We start from the raw sequence: 13,281 nt of genomic DNA, 5'->3' as shown, positions 1-13,281 counted from the left end.
CGGCCGACGTCGACGCCGGCGTCGACCAGTCCAAAGAGGTGGAGATCGAACTCGGCATTTGAGTTCATGGCCCAGACCGCCAGGATCGGTACCAGCAATAACCGGACTCGGGCGGCGCGTATCATTTTCATATTAGCGTTTCCACATTTATTTTTATCCTGTACACCTGGCACGGGCTTCGGTCGAAAACTATCTAAAGAAGCACACGGGTCACCTTATTTCGCGATTGGTTTTTGGTCTGACTCAACGCGGATCATCCTTTGGGGAGTAATCGGAGTGTAAATTTCGGTGTTTTAGCGAACAAGGCTGCGGATTTGGCAATGCTGTTCCAGCCACGGAACATAATCGGGTATTAACCCTGATTGATATCGTGCCAGTGACGAGAAGCCAATTCCCTCGCGCTCGTGCCGACCGGCCGGCGCCGGGGATGGGATGAGGAAGATCTCGACGGGACGGCTAACGCACAGGCTCCACAATCGCAAGACGCAGGGGAGGGCGCCGGTGTGCCGGGGCGCACTCGCTCCCCTGGGAAATCCCTAGCCGGGCCATTTCGCAAAGCGGATAGCTTTGCGGGAACCCGATAGGCAAGCGGCAGCACCGGGATCGCATACGGCACCTAATTTGCCACAGTGGCGGAATTAGTGAGCGCCATTAGCCGAAATGGCGATCTGCAATAGTGGCTGGCCAGGCTGCACCCAGCCAATTGAGTTCGGGCCTGTTGGAGGCGGTGGGGTTATTGGCGGTGGCTATCGTGGCCCCCCCCCCGAGCGTATCATGCTGTAGCCGGCGAACCTTCACGCTGCCCGCCTGGTAGGCGCCACCCAGGGCGTATTCGCGCGAGGTGGCGTAGAGGTCGGCGAAGCTGCCGTTGGCATCGCGGATCTCTTCGTACACGCCCTTTAGCATAAGCGGCCGTTGTCCCGCGGACCTCTGATCAAAGGCAATGCCTTCGTTGTGCTTCGCAGTGTGTCTGGCGCGGGTCTGCTGCAACGTGGCTAGCTTGTCGCCCGAGCGCGAAGCCGCGTTAGTGAAGCCCGCCGCCACCTTGTTGGCCCACTTGCCGCCTTTGGCACCGCTTACGGGTTACGCGACTGCCGCCATCTTGTGGTGCATCCGCGCTAGCGGTATCTCCAGTAGTGGCACTGGAGATGCCGGAGAACATGATTGTGATCCCAGTGATTAGAATTGCTTTGTTGAGGTATTGCGTGGCGTCCCGCAGAACGAGGTTAGCGTCGACGTGGAGAGCAGAGTATTCAGACAACGGTAACGGCTAGATGGCTATTCGATTACGAGATTGCAATCTGCCGCACCCTACCGTGCCGTGGGGTCCTCAGGGTGCGAGTTTGTCACATACACCGCGCCGGCAGCGACGCGGCGACCATATTCACCTGCGCGCAGGACCACCTTCCTATCCTGATCGCGCTCACCGAATCGACTGATCACCTTCTCAAAAATCCGCAACAAGTGGTGGCCCGTTGGCCCCCTTTTTTTTTCTTTCTAATGGTCACGCAGATCGGTCGAGTGGTCATTATTTGTTTTTCGATAGCTTTATTACAAAACTGTCATGTTGCTTCGTCGCATGGCAATGTGCGGATTTGTTCGTAACTTGTAAAAACGCAACACAAATTCGCGCCGTAATGCGACCGTCATCTAGCCGAAATCTTGAGGGTCATATACTCGCATCTTCGTTTTTGGCAAGTTGTTTGCTTTAACTAGAGGAGAAGTAATGAAGCGTAATCATGGCCTATCCCTGGCCGCGATGTTCATGATGGCGGCGTCGGCAGCGCACGCGCAATCGAGCGTCACGCTGTACGGTGTGGCGGACGTCGGCATTGAATACCTGAGCCATGCGCCGTCGGCCTCCGGCGGCAAGAACCTGGTACGCATGAGTTCCGGCAACTTGTCGACCTCCCGCTGGGGCATCCGCGGCGTCGAGGATCTCGGCGGTGGCCTGAAGGCCTTGTTCAACCTGGAGAGCGGCATTTCTCTTGACACCGGCGCCAACAACAACACATCCAAGCTGTTCGACCGCGCCTCGTTTGTGGGCCTCAGCAGCCAGTACGGCACCCTGACGCTGGGCCGGCAGACCACGCCCATTTATGACATGTCGGCGCAACTGGACCCGATGGCCATTGCGAACAGGTATTCGCTGTTCCTCAGCGACGCCATCCTGGCCGGCCGCGCTGACAACGCCGTCAAGTATAGCGGCCGCTTCGGCGGGCTGACGACCTCAGCGCTGTACAGTTTCGGCCGTACCAACAATGGCGAGGTGCCGGGAAACTTCCGCATCGACCGCAACATAGGCTTGTCGCTGTTGTATGAGACCGGCCCGTTCTCGGTCGGCGCGGTGTACGACGAACTGCAGGGCTCGAGCCTGGCCACGCAGGCCCTGAAGGACCGGCGCTTCCTGGTCGGCGGCACCTATGCCTTTGGCCCGGCCAAGGCCTTCGCCGGCATGCGCTGGTTCAATGGCAATGCAGGGACCCTGTCGGTCAACCGCTCCAACCTCTACTGGGCCGGCCTGAAATACACCGCTACGCCGGCGCTGACGCTGACCGGCGCCGCCTACTACACGGACGTCAAGAACTCCGGCGCTGACCCGCTGATGCTGGTGGCGTCGGCTGACTATACGTTGTCGAGGCGCACGGACGTGTATTTGACTGTGGGCTACGTCGCCAACCGCAAGGGATCCCAGCTCGGCATGAACGGGTATAACGCCCTGTCCGGCCCGGCCGGCAGCGTCCAGCCCGGAGATAATCAGACTGGCGCTGTCATGGGCATTCGCCACAAGTTCTGAAATTTTCGATTTAAGGCGTAATTACGATCATATCGGCACTTCCTGCTTGCAGGAAGTTTGCTTTCAGCCACCCTTCGGGGTGGTTTTTTTTCGTCCGGTGCCGGGAGTCAGAATAAAGGGTTTCCAGGTTGAAGGAAAACTGACAGGATAATTGCGGTAATGTAATCAGCGAGAAATCACTATTCCATGGTCTGTGGCTTGGCGTGTCTCCAGTTGACAGATCAAGCTGTCAACGGACAGACTTCACTGGATTCGACGCGTGGCGTCTATTCACCGCGTTATCCAAAATCCGTCTGGTGCCTTCTGAGCGAAGGCGCTGACCGCCCGCCCAGGGCATCCGTTCCCCTCAACGTGACAAAGCCGTGGCGGATGAAGAAAAATAGGGCGAGCCTGGCGGTGCCGGCTGCGCGCATGCGCGAACCGCTTGGATGTATGCTCTAGCCGGAGCGGCGCGCAGGCCTGGCGCAAGTGGCCGTCGAGAGCATGTTCCTGCCATCAGTCCGGCAGAAAGGCGGTCTCATTTTCCAGGATATCGATCGTCCTCTCCATCAAGGCTGAAAGCAGGACGAGTCGCCGTTCCCCCAACGCCGTTCCTAGCACTGATGTTATCTGCCCGGATCTGGCTTCGATCGTCTTGTATAGCGCCAAGCCTGTGGGTAGCGATGGCCGAGGGCTCCCACCAGTATCGTCGCCAATACCGAGCCTATCAGGGTTGCACTGCTGATCAATCCCACTGCCAGTTGCGCGAAACCGAGCGAGAGCGGGTACGCTGGCAGCGGGACCGCGATGAACCCGTCACAGAAGCCGCGTAGGGCGCGGCCGACGAGAAGTGGCAAGGCGCTGGCATGGACGCCTGCAGGCAGTACCAGGCGAGCGAGCCGAGCTTGGCCGGCGGTCACTGCCGGATCCACAAGCGTTTGCATCGCAGTACGCGATCTTTGGTTTCACGTCTTTTCTCGGTGCTATTTCGTACCGCCGGTTCCAAATGAGAAGGTGTCGAACAAGGTCACGCTGTCCGCCTTGGTCCATACGCCCACCGCGCCGGCGCCGCTGATGTGATCGTCCGCCACATCGATGTAGCGCTTTCCGTCCAGTTCTCCCTGGGGAGGGGATCGGCAAGCAGCCTTCGCGCGCCGCCGCGGGAAACGTCCACGAGGCGACTTGAACACCGTCATCGCGTCGGTACGCTACCGGGCATGGACGCCAACGATAGCGTCTTCTCTCACCGGACGATGCGGAAAATGCGTGGTGGGCCTTCGTCGCATTGCCTGTTGTGCAGAAGCTTGGGACGCCGGGCGCATGGAACCTTCCACGCGTAGACGAACAGGTACGGAACCGTACCGATTTCTCACTCAATTGCGAGCACCGTTTCGATGATTGCCCTTCGATCACTCGCACCCTGCCAGATGCAGCGGGCGAGATTGCCAGGCAAATACGTCTTAAGGCACTTGCCTTTGGGCCGCGTGCACATCGCCATTGATGGTTGCCGCTGTTCGACATAAGACCAAAAGACATAGGACTTGAGACACAAAGACTGGCTACGGATAGGGGCCTCTTATCCGAGGAACAGGAGATAAGACATGGAAGAGGATCTCGTTCAACGGATACAGTCCAATCCCAACTACCAGCGGCTGGTTTCAACCCGCTCCACCTACGGATGGGTGCTCACTGCAATGATGATGGTCGTGTACTACGGCTACATCCTTCTGGTTGCCTTCGGCAAGACCTTGCTTTCCACCAGGATCGGCGATGGCGTGATGACCTGGGGTATCCCGATCGGACTCTTTGTGATCGTATTTACTGTGGTCGTCACCGGCATCTACGTCCGGCGCGCCAACGGCGAATTCGATGACCTGACGGCTCAGATTCGCAAGGAGGTGTTGTAATGTCGACCCGGAGCCATATCCTATGCGCATTGATGCTGCTTGCCCTTGGTGGCGCGGCCTGGGGAGCCGGTGGCGATCTTGGTCAATTGCAAAAGCAGCCAACCAACTGGACGGCGATATCCATGTTCGCTGTCTTTGTGGTGTTTACCCTGTTCATCACGAAATGGGCTGCCGCCAAAACAAAGTCCGCGGCGGATTTCTACACGGCCGGCGGCGGCATCACCGGATTCCAGAACGGACTGGCAATTGCAGGCGACTACATGTCCGCGGCATCCTTTCTCGGGATATCGGCAGCGGTTTACCTGAACGGCTATGACGGCCTGATCTATTCGATCGGCTTCCTGGTCGGCTGGCCCGTTATCACCTTCCTGATGGCCGAGCGCCTGCGAAACCTCGGTCGCTTTACCTTTGCCGACGTGGCTGCCTATCGCTTCAAGCAGACCCCGATCCGCGTGTTCGCGGCCTCGGGCACGCTGGTGGTGGTGGCCTTTTACCTGATCGCCCAGATGGTCGGTGCCGGACAGTTGATCAAGCTGCTGTTCGGCCTGGAGTACTGGATTGCCGTGGTGATCGTCGGCACCCTGATGATGGTGTACGTGCTGTTTGGGGGCATGACGGCGACCACCTGGGTCCAGATCATCAAGGCCGGCCTGCTGCTTGCCGGTGCGAGCTTCATGGCAATCATGGTGCTGGCGCAGTTCCATTTCAATCCCGAAGCGCTATTCGCCAAAGCGGTTGAGATTCACGCCAAGAAGGACGCCATCATGGGCCCGGGCACCTTCATCAAGGATCCGATCTCTGCCATTTCATTCGGCATGGCGCTGATGTTTGGCACTGCTGGCCTGCCGCACATCCTGATGCGGTTTTTCACCGTGCCAAGCGCCAAGGAAGCACGCAAGTCCGTGTTCTGGGCGACGACCTGGATCGCCTACTTCTACCTGCTCACATTCATCATCGGCTTTGGCGCCATCGTCCTGGTCAGCACCAACCCGGTGTACAAGGACGCGCTTGGCGCCTTGCTGGGCGGTAACAACATGGCGGCTATCCACCTCGCGAATGCCGTCGGAGGCAATGTCTTCCTCGGCTTTATTTCTGCGGTGGCCTTCGCCACGATTCTTGCCGTGGTCGCGGGGCTGACGTTGTCCGGTGCTACGGCGGTGTCGCATGATCTCTACGCGACCGTGTTCAAGAAAGGCAAGGCCGCCAGCGACAAGGAACTGCGCGTATCGCGCGTGACGACAGTCGCACTGGGTATCGTGGCGGTGATTCTGGGGATCGCGTTCGAGAAGCAGAACATTGCCTTCATGGTGTCGCTGGCCTTCGCGGTGGCGGCATCGGCGACCTTCCCCGTGTTGTTCATGGCTGTGCTCTGGAAAGACTGCACGACGCGCGGCGCGACCATCGGCGGCTTTCTCGGCCTGATTACCGCGGTCGGCCTGACCATTGTCTCCAAGTCGGTCTGGGTCGATGTGTTCGGCTACAGGGATGCCATCTTTCCCTACACATCGCCCGCCCTGTTTTCTATGACCGTGGGTTTTGTCGGCATCTGGCTGTTCTCGATACTGGACCACAGCGATCGTGCCCGCATCGACCGGGAAGGGTACCCGGCGCAGAAGATCCGCTCTGAAACCGGCATCGGCGCATCGGGTGCTTCCGGCCACTGAAGCCACTGAAGCCATTGAAGTCACTGAGGAACGTTTCATGTTGCGCCGTTCCCTTCTCGGGCACCGTCTGATCGCGCTGTTTGCCCTGGGCTGGCTGATGTTCAACTACCCATTGCTGGCGCTGTTCAACGACACGCTCACCTGGTTCGGCATCCCGCGGTTGTACTGCTACCTGTTTGCCGCATGGGCGTTGCTCATCGGCCTGCTGGCGTTCACGGCAGAACAGAAAGCGCCGCGGAGAAGACGCTCGCAGCCTGACCCCTCGGCACCCGTGCCGGAGGACTGAAATGCTGGACGGCTGGGTCATCGCGCTGGCGTCGTTCGCGTATCTCGGCATGTTGTTTGCGATTGCGTTCTACGGCGACAGGCGCGCAGATGCCGGTGCCAGCATCATCAACAGCCCATACCTGTATGCGTTGTCACTGGCCGTCTACGCAACCTCGTGGACATACTATGGCAGCGTCGGCCGGGCTGCCGTCAGCGGCATCGGCTTCCTGCCCATCTACCTCGGTCCCACGCTGATGGCGGCACTCTGGTGGACCCTGCTGCGCAAGATCATTCGCATCAGCAAGAACAACCGCATCACCTCGATTGCCGACTTCCTTGCCTCCCGGTACGGCAAGAGCGCGCTGCTCGGCGGCCTTGTCACCTTGGTGTCGGTGGTAGGCATAGTGCCCTATATCGCGCTGCAGCTGAAGGCCGTCTCGGCAAGTGTCGCGGTGCTGGTGCATTCCCCCGGCGTCGGCATGCGGGGCGGCGAAACAGGGCCGATCTGGTCGGACACGACGCTGTACCTCGCGCTGATGCTGGCGATGTTCACCATCCTGTTTGGCACCCGTCACCTCGATGCGGCAGAACGCCATGAGGGCATGGTCGCCGCGATCGCCTTCGAATCGCTGGTAAAGCTGGTGGCGTTCCTTGCCGTGGGGGCATTTGTCACCTTTGGCATCTACGACGGCTTCGGGGATCTGTTCGGGCGTGCCGAGGCGGTGCCAGCCCTGAAAGCGCTCCTGACGTTGAATGGCAATGCGGCGGGTGCCGGCAACGTAACCTTTGGCTCATGGGCCTCGCTGATCGTGCTGTCGATGTTCTCGATGCTGCTCCTGCCGCGCCAGTTCCAGATCGCGGTGGTCGAGAACATCGACGAAAACCACCTGAAGAAGGCCATCTGGCTATTGCCTTTGTATCTCCTGGCCATCAATGTCTTTGTCCTGCCCATCGCCTTCGCGGGGATCCTGCACTTCCCGGGTGGCGAAGTCGACCCGGATATGTTCGTGCTAGCCCTGCCCATGCGGGAACGGTCCCCGGCGCTCACGCTCCTGGTGTTTATCGGCGGGCTGTCGGCGGCCACCGGCATGGTCATTGTCGAGACCATCGCACTCAGCACCATGGTCTGCAATGACCTGGTGATGCCGTTGCTGCTGCGCCTTAAGCCGCTGCGGTTTGGCCATCGCGCAGATATCAGCGCGCTGCTGCTCACCATCAGGCGCGCGGCAATCGTGCTATTGATGATGCTTGGCTACGCCTACTTCCGCGTGGCCGGCGAAGCCTACGCGTTGGTTTCGATTGGCTTGATTTCGTTCGCGGCCGTTGCGCAGTTCGCGCCGGCGATGCTGGGCGCCATCTACTGGAAAAACGGCACGCGGCAAGGCGCGCTGGTCGGGCTGGGCGCCGGCTTCCTGCTCTGGGCATACACGCTCCTGCTGCCATCGTTCGCGCAGTCCGGCTGGCTGCCGGCCAGCTTTGTCGAATACGGGCCGTTCTGCATAGGGTGGCTAAGGCCGCGGCAGCTGTTTGGCCTGGGCGGCCTGGACCCAGTCTCGCATGCGCTGTTCTGGAGCATGCTGGCGAACGTCGGCGGCTATGTCGGTGTGTCGCTCACGACTACGCAAAGCGCGGGGGAGGGGGTGCAGGCCGTCCTGTTCGTCGATGCCTACGCGCGCAGCGGCAGCGCGCTGGGATCCCATGTGTGGCGCGGCAGCGCTTCGGCCGCTACGGTACTCGCGTTGTTGCGGCGTTTCCTTGGCGCCGCGCGTGCCGATGAAGCCTACGCGCGATTCCGTGAGCAAGGCAGGGCGAACGCGCTGTCCGCCGACGCCGACCTGGTGCATTTCGCGGAGATCCAGTTGGCCGGCGCTATTGGCACCGCATCGGCGCGGGCAATGATCGCCTCTGCCGTGAATGAGCAACCGCTCGGCCTGGACGAGGTCATGGCGATACTGGATGAGACCTCGCAAGCGGTCGCCTACAGCCGGCAGCTGGAACAGAAATCGCTTGAGCTCGAGACAGTGTCGGCCGGACTCAAGGCAGCCAACGTGCGGCTCACCGAACTCGACCACATGAAGGACGACTTTATTTCCACCGTGACCCACGAGCTGCGCACGCCACTGACGTCAATCCGTGCGTTCTCGGAAATCCTGCGCGACCATCCCGATCTTGCCGCTGCCAAACGCAGCGCATACCTCGACATTGTGATCAAGGAAAGCGAGCGCCTCACACGCCTCATCAACAACGTGCTCGACCTAGCCAAGATCGAATCCGGTAGCACCGAATGGCACACCGTACCGCTAGACTTGAAACAGGTGATCCAGGATGCGGTGGACGCCACCCGGCAACTGTTCCTGGATCAACGCATTCAGCTTGAGTTGCAGTTGCCCCCGCAGGTCCCCCGGCTACTGGCCGACCCCGACCGGCTGATGCAGGTGATGCTCAACCTGCTGTCGAATGCGGTGAAGTTCTGCGACCGGGTGGACGGCCGCGTCGCGGTGAGCCTGGAGGCGGTGGGCGGCGATTTGCGTGTTGCGGTGCGAGACAACGGTTGCGGCGTGCGTCCGCAGGACCGGGAGCTTATCTTCGACAAGTTCCGCCAGGGCGGCGACAGGCTGGCGGGCAAGCCCCAGGGCACCGGGCTAGGATTGCCGATCAGCCGGGAAATCATCCGTCATTTCGGCGGTAAGCTGTGGCTGGAAACGACGCCAGATAGCGGCGCGGTGTTCGTATTCACGCTGCCGCTGCCAAAGGCACCGGAGACAACGTCATGACCCACAAAGTCCTCATCGTCGACGACGAGCCGAACATCGTCATCTCCCTGGAATTCCTGATGCAGCAAAGCGGCTACGAAGTTGGCATCGCACGCGATGGGGAGGCAGCCTTGGCGCAGATGACCGCGTTCCAGCCCGATCTTGTTCTGCTCGACATCATGCTCCCGCTGCGTAGCGGCTTCGAGGTCTGCCAGAAGATCCGGGAAAACAAAGCGTGGGATCGGGTCAAGGTGATCATGCTCTCGGCGAAGGGACGAGACCTGGAGGTGACCAAGGGCCTCGCGCTGGGCGCTAATGCGTATATCACCAAGCCGTTTTCCACCAAGGCGCTGGTCGAGCAGGTGAGCGCATTGCTCGCGAGCTGTCAGAGAGACCTCGAATGATTCAAAAGTGGATTGCGCGATACCGTTTTGGCGTGACATTGGCGCTGCTCTTCCTGCTGCAGCTACTTGTCGTCGGCGCGATTCTCTTACCGCTTGCAATCGATCTGCCGGAGGCGCAGCGCGCGTGGTTAAGCGCGCTGGTGTTGCAGCGCGGTGCGCTATGGATTGTGCTCGCGGCGCTGCTGCTGCTAGCGTTGGGCTTTGGCCTGAAAGTGTTGTTCGACGCTTACCTGACGCCGGTCGCGCGCCTGGCCGAAGACGCCGCGCTGCTTGCGGCCAACCCTGGCCACCGCATCGCGCCACAGGGCGCGCGCGGCGTGCGCATCCTCGTCAAGAAGCTCAACCTGCTGGCAGCTTCCCATCAGACGCTGCACGACAGCGTGCAGCAGAAAATCGAGCTGGCGAACCGCGCGCTGGCCGAAGAAAAGAACCGCCTCGCCGCGCTCATGGCGGAGCTTGCCTTGAGCGTGCTGGTCTGCAATATCGAAGGGCGAATACTGCTCTACAACGACAGCGCCAGGCAGTTGCTCGGGACCGGCCGGGGCGGCGCGCCTGCGGCTGGCATGGCGGCAATCGGGCTGGGCCGTTCTGTGTTCGGCGCGATCGAGCGTGGGCTCATCCTGCATGCGCTGGAGCAGATCCAGCAGCAACTCCGGGACAGCGGGGACGGCGCGGCGAGACCCGTATCCGGATTTGTCGCCACGCTCGCGCAGGGCCAGATCGTGCGCGCGCACATGGCGCCCGTGTTCGACAGCGCGCACGCCCTCAATGGCTTCGTGCTCACGTTGGAAGACATCACCCGCAACGTTGAGGCCGACAGCCGCCGCGACGCGTTGCTGCAGTCGCTCACGCAAGATGCGCGCGCCACGCTGGCGAATATCCGTACGGCGGTGGAAGCCATCCAGGCGTACCCGGAAATGAGCGCTGCGAAGCGAACCCAGCTCACCGGCATCATCGACGACGAATCGCAGCGCCTGGTGCACCAGATCGGCCGTGCCGTGGATCAGCGCGGCGCAGGGATGGACAGCCATCAGGAACTCGAAGAGATGCGCGGCGCCGATCTGCTCGCGCTGCTGCTGCGACGAATCGGCAGCCCCTCGCTCAGCGTCGCCACCAGCGATACGGTCGACGCCACGTTGTGGCTCAAGGTGGACAGCTACGCATTGACCCAGGCGCTGGCCTATCTTGCGCAGCGGCTCGCCACCGAAGCCAGCGTCACCGAGTTGCACTTCGGGCTATATCGTGCCGGCCGGCTGGCCTATCTCGATCTCACCTGGCGCGGCACGCCGCTGACCGCCGACACGCTGCGGGTGTGGGAGAACGCGCCGTTGCCGATCAACGCGGCCGGCGCAGCGCTTTCGCTGAGCGCCCTTATCGCGCGTCAAGGCGGCGAGGCAGTGTGTTCCGCCGGGGAGTCGCCTGATGTCGCTCGCTACCGTCTGATGCTGCCGGTCTCCGAGCCCGGGTCGGCGCTGGACATCCCGCCGGCACAGGAAGGCCGCCCGGAATTCTACGATTTCGACTTGTTCCACCGGCCGGGACAGAGCGCCGAGATCGACCAATGCCAGCTCTCGAAACTCAACTACACGGTGTTCGATACCGAGACCACAGGGCTGGATCCTGCCGCCGGCGATGAGATCATCTCCATCGGCGCCTTGCGCATCGTCAATGGCCGTCTGCTGCAGCGGGAGAGCTTCGACCAGCTGATCCAGCCGCGTGGCGCATTGAGTGCCGGGTCGATTGCGATTCACGGCATCACGCACGCCATGCTCAATGGCCAGCCACCGATCGAAACCGTGCTACCGCAGTTCCACCGTTTCGCCGCTGACACCGTGCTTGTCGCGCATAACGCCGCGTTCGACATGAAGTTCCTGCAAATGCTGGAGGCAAGAACCGGCACGGCCTTCACGCAGCCGGTCCTCGATACGCTGCTGCTATCGCAAGTGATCCACCCCCATCAGGCTGAGCACACGCTGGAGGCGATCGCCGGCCGTCTCGGCGTGGCGATTATCGGCCGCCATACCGCGCTGGGCGACGCGATCGTCACCGGCGAGGTCTTTCTCAAGATGACCCCCTTGCTCGCGGAAATAGGCATCTGCACCCTGAAGGAGGCACGCGATGCCGCGCAACAGACCCACTATGCGCGGATCCGGTACTGAGGAATCGTCCATGAGTGATCCGCCCACGATCCATCCCGACGCCGCATTCGACCCGACCGGCGTCGAGGCCGGCGCGTTCACGCGCGACATCGAGGGGGCCAGGCTCCGCATCGCTGGCGCGCAGGACGAGGGTGGGCTGCAGCGGGCAGCCGCGGAGATTCGATCGCTATGGCATCGCGTGGCGGGCCAGGCGGCAGCGGAGCCGCTTACCCGGCTCATCTCGACGCTCAACGATGCGTTGACGCGGCGCGTGGTCGATCTCGCTTGTGCCGGGGAGGATATGGGGAGCACGCGCTGGTGCTGGATCGCCCTCGGCAGCGAAGGCCGCCAGGAACAGACGCTGTCGAGCGACCAGGACAACGGGATGATCCTGGCGGGCAGCGGCGGCGCAGAGGCAATGCGCGGCCGGATGCTGCCGCTGGCGCTGCGCATTAACGAAGCGCTCGATGCTTGCGGGTTCCCGCTGTGCACCGGCCAGATCATGGCGAGCAATCCGCAGTGGTGCCTCGACCTTCATGAATGGCGGGAGCGCTTCGCGAGCTGGATCATTGAAGGTGATCCGCTGGCGTTGCTTAACGCCACTATCTTCTTCGACTTGCGGCCGCTTTACGGCGCCGACGATCTGGCACAGGCGTTGACGGGTTGGCTCGCGCAGATGGCGCCGGACAACCCGCGCTTCCTGTTCCAGATGACCGCGAATGCACTGCGGCGCAAAGTACCGCTTGGCTTGCTGCGCGACTTCGTGGTGCCAAAGAGCGGCGAGTTCGCCGGAACGATCGATCTGAAGCTGGACGCCGCCACGCTGTTCATCGATGCGGCCCGCATCTACGGTCTGGCTTGCGGCGCCCGCGCCAGCAATACGGCCGATCGCCTCAGGCGGGCCGGCGAGGCGGGACGCCTGGAGCCGCAGGATGTGCAAGCGTGGATCCTCGCTTTCGATTGCATCCAGATGTTGCGCCTGAAGACACAGCAGCGCTGCTTCGAACGCGGCATGGCCATGCACAATCATGTGGCCCCGAACGAACTGGAGGCGGGCGAGCGGCGCGCATTGCTCGACGCCTTGCGCCAGGCCCGTGCATTGCAAAAGCACCTGGCACTGGATTACCTGGACTCCCGCCAGGGCATCTGATCCCGCCGGAGCCGGCACCGGGTACGGCAGCGTACCGACTTCAAAGGCGATTGCGTGCACCGTTTAGCGAATGCCTTGAGCCTCTTGTCTCAAAGAGTGAGGCAGCGGATGGCGCGGCGTGGCCCCATGCGCAATATGCATGCAGGAGTAAGAAATGCAATCCATTGAATCGGTTCTCCACGAACACCGCCTGTTCCCGCCGCCCGCAGATCTTGCGGCACA

10 protein-coding genes and 2 pseudogenes are annotated in these 13,281 nt (G+C 61.6%); 8 read left to right on the top strand and 4 right to left on the bottom strand.

Features of this window, described 5'->3' with window-relative positions:
* Nucleotides 1-651 precede the first annotated feature (651 nt).
* Together ACYP5B_RS34480 and ACYP5B_RS34475 are read right to left on the bottom strand one after the other, a co-directional pair.
* Nucleotides 652-894 carry a hypothetical protein gene (locus ACYP5B_RS34480; protein ID WP_459572620.1) on the bottom strand — a complete coding sequence of 81 codons (243 nt, stop codon included), beginning with the start codon at nt 892-894 and terminating at the stop codon, nt 652-654.
* Nucleotides 895-981: 87 nt separating this feature from the next.
* Nucleotides 982-1,071 (bottom strand): annotated as a pseudogene (locus ACYP5B_RS34475) (NADPH-dependent FMN reductase); the annotation flags it as partial.
* 655 nt (nt 1,072-1,726) lie between these two features.
* On the opposite strand from ACYP5B_RS34475, the gene ACYP5B_RS34470 reads away from it, so the two are divergent.
* On the top strand, nt 1,727-2,797 hold the full coding sequence (locus ACYP5B_RS34470) for a porin (protein ID WP_459572619.1): 1,071 nt from the start codon (nt 1,727-1,729) through the stop codon (nt 2,795-2,797).
* A gap of 650 nt (nt 2,798-3,447) precedes the next feature.
* Here the strand turns inward: ACYP5B_RS34470 and ACYP5B_RS34465 are convergent.
* Nucleotides 3,448-3,720, bottom strand: a pseudogene (locus ACYP5B_RS34465) (MFS transporter); the annotation flags it as partial.
* Between the two features lie 39 nt (nt 3,721-3,759).
* Nucleotides 3,760-3,972 carry a hypothetical protein gene (locus ACYP5B_RS34460; RefSeq protein ID WP_459572618.1) on the bottom strand — a complete coding sequence of 71 codons (213 nt, stop codon included), beginning with the start codon at nt 3,970-3,972 and terminating at the stop codon, nt 3,760-3,762.
* A 405-nt stretch (nt 3,973-4,377) separates the two neighbouring features.
* Between ACYP5B_RS34460 and ACYP5B_RS34455 the strand changes: the two genes are divergently transcribed.
* From ACYP5B_RS34455 to ACYP5B_RS34425, 7 genes are read left to right on the top strand one after another with little or no spacing between them, the layout of a single operon-like run.
* Entirely contained in the window at nt 4,378-4,683 is a 306-nt protein-coding gene (locus ACYP5B_RS34455) for a DUF485 domain-containing protein (RefSeq protein ID WP_459572617.1), read from the top strand.
* Nucleotides 4,683-6,347: a cation acetate symporter gene (locus ACYP5B_RS34450; protein WP_459572616.1), complete on the top strand. Its 1,665-nt coding sequence runs from the start codon at nt 4,683-4,685 to the stop codon at nt 6,345-6,347. Before ACYP5B_RS34455 ends, ACYP5B_RS34450 begins: the two co-directional genes overlap by 1 nt.
* Nucleotides 6,348-6,384: 37 nt before the next feature.
* The gene (locus ACYP5B_RS34445) at nt 6,385-6,633 is read left to right on the top strand and encodes a hypothetical protein (protein ID WP_318236597.1); all 249 of its coding nucleotides are present in this window, start codon (nt 6,385-6,387) and stop codon (nt 6,631-6,633) included.
* Between the two features lies 1 nt (nt 6,634).
* Nucleotides 6,635-9,388 (top strand): ATP-binding protein, encoded by a 2,754-nt coding sequence (locus ACYP5B_RS34440; protein WP_459572615.1) that lies wholly within the window; start codon nt 6,635-6,637, stop codon nt 9,386-9,388.
* The gene (locus ACYP5B_RS34435; RefSeq protein WP_459572613.1) at nt 9,385-9,771 is read left to right on the top strand and encodes a response regulator transcription factor; all 387 of its coding nucleotides are present in this window, start codon (nt 9,385-9,387) and stop codon (nt 9,769-9,771) included. Before ACYP5B_RS34440 ends, ACYP5B_RS34435 begins: the two co-directional genes overlap by 4 nt.
* On the top strand, nt 9,768-11,930 hold the full coding sequence (locus ACYP5B_RS34430) for a 3'-5' exonuclease (RefSeq protein ID WP_459572612.1): 2,163 nt from the start codon (nt 9,768-9,770) through the stop codon (nt 11,928-11,930). Before ACYP5B_RS34435 ends, ACYP5B_RS34430 begins: the two co-directional genes overlap by 4 nt.
* Before the next feature lie 10 nt (nt 11,931-11,940).
* Nucleotides 11,941-13,059: a DUF294 nucleotidyltransferase-like domain-containing protein gene (locus ACYP5B_RS34425; protein WP_459572611.1), complete on the top strand. Its 1,119-nt coding sequence runs from the start codon at nt 11,941-11,943 to the stop codon at nt 13,057-13,059.
* Nucleotides 13,060-13,281 lie beyond the last annotated feature (222 nt).

It is taken from the genome of Cupriavidus sp. 8B (genome assembly GCF_054589115.1).
This window is presented reverse-complemented; position numbering and strand designations above follow the sequence as displayed.

What these genes read in the sequence shown, in the direction of transcription:
- ACYP5B_RS34470 (WP_459572619.1), top strand. Translation starts at nt 1,727, where the DNA reads ATGAAGCGTAATCATGGCCTATCCCTGGCCGCGATGTTCATGATGGCG.
- ACYP5B_RS34460 (WP_459572618.1), bottom strand. Translation starts at nt 3,972, where the DNA reads ATGACGGTGTTCAAGTCGCCTCGTGGACGTTTCCCGCGGCGGCGCGCG.
- ACYP5B_RS34455 (WP_459572617.1), top strand. Translation starts at nt 4,378, where the DNA reads ATGGAAGAGGATCTCGTTCAACGGATACAGTCCAATCCCAACTACCAG.
- ACYP5B_RS34450 (WP_459572616.1), top strand. Translation starts at nt 4,683, where the DNA reads ATGTCGACCCGGAGCCATATCCTATGCGCATTGATGCTGCTTGCCCTT.
- ACYP5B_RS34445 (WP_318236597.1), top strand. Translation starts at nt 6,385, where the DNA reads ATGTTGCGCCGTTCCCTTCTCGGGCACCGTCTGATCGCGCTGTTTGCC.
- ACYP5B_RS34440 (WP_459572615.1), top strand. Translation starts at nt 6,635, where the DNA reads ATGCTGGACGGCTGGGTCATCGCGCTGGCGTCGTTCGCGTATCTCGGC.
- ACYP5B_RS34435 (WP_459572613.1), top strand. Translation starts at nt 9,385, where the DNA reads ATGACCCACAAAGTCCTCATCGTCGACGACGAGCCGAACATCGTCATC.
- ACYP5B_RS34430 (WP_459572612.1), top strand. Translation starts at nt 9,768, where the DNA reads ATGATTCAAAAGTGGATTGCGCGATACCGTTTTGGCGTGACATTGGCG.
- ACYP5B_RS34425 (WP_459572611.1), top strand. Translation starts at nt 11,941, where the DNA reads ATGAGTGATCCGCCCACGATCCATCCCGACGCCGCATTCGACCCGACC.